The 1,200-nt window shown below is 52.3% G+C and carries 1 rRNA gene (only partly in view); it reads left to right on the forward strand.

Going from position 1 to position 1,200, the window contains the following annotated elements:
• Positions 1 to 1,200: ribosomal RNA gene (locus ACP15R_RS22235) — 23S ribosomal RNA — on the forward strand; its annotated part reaches 729 nt to the left of the window's first position; the annotation flags it as partial.

Raw genomic sequence — 1,200 nt, forward strand, 5'->3', positions numbered from 1 at the left:
GGTAAGGTAACACTTACTGGAGGTCCGAACCCACACCTGTTGAAAAAGGTCGGGATGAGTTGTGCCTAGGGGTGAAAGGCCAATCAAACTCGGAGATAGCTGGTTCTCTGCGAAATCTATTTAGGTAGAGCGTCATCCGAATACCCTCGGGGGTAGAGCACTGGATGGGTAATGGGGCCTTACCGGCTTACTGATCCTAACCAAACTCCGAATACCGAGGAGTACTAGATGGCAGACACACTGCGGATGCTAACGTCCGTAGTGGAGAGGGAAACAACCCTGACCTCCAGCTAAGGCCCCTAATTCATGGCTAAGTGGGAAAGCAGGTGGGACGACCAAAACAACCAGGAGGTTGGCTTAGAAGCAGCCATCCTTTAAAGATAGCGTAACAGCTCACTGGTCTAATCAAGTTGTCCTGCGGCGAAGATGTAACGGGGCTCAAGCCATGAGCCGAAGCTGAGGATGCCGTAAGGCATGGTAGCAGAGCGTAGTGTGACATAGAACTTTGCTTGATTATCGCGTTGTTATCTGGGCCTCGTGCTCAAGTAGCGAAGCGGTAGCACAAGCATAAGTTCTTTCGATGAAGCCGGGGCGTGAGCCATCCGGTGGAGAGATCACTAGCGAGAATGATGACATGAGTAGCGACAAAGAGTGTGAGAGACACTCTCGCCGAAAGTCCAAGGGTTCCTGCTTAAAGCTAATCTGAGCAGGGTAAGCCGACCCCTAAGGCGAGGCCGAAAGGCGTAGTCGATGGGAACCAGGTTAATATTCCTGGGCCAGGAGGATGTGACGGATTGTGAAGGTTGTTTGCCCTTATCGGATTGGGCAGGCCGCTGATCAGTTCCTGGAAATAGCCCTCCGCTAGATCGTACCCTAAACCGACACAGGTGGACTGGTAGAGCATACCAAGGCGCTTGAGAGAACGATGTTGAAGGAACTCGGCAAAATACCTCCGTAAGTTCGCGAGAAGGAGGCCCAGTTTCTACGCAAGTATTGGCTGGGGGCACAAACCAGGGGGTGGCGACTGTTTATTAAAAACACAGGGCTCTGCGAAGTCGCAAGACGACGTATAGGGTCTGACGCCTGCCCGGTGCCTGAAGGTTAAAAGGAGAGGTGAGAGCCTTGAATTGAAGCCCAGGTAAACGGCGGCCGTAACTATAACGGTCCTAAGGTAGCGAAATTCCTTGTCGGGTAAGTTCC

Source organism: Microbulbifer sp. S227A, assembly GCF_049800935.1.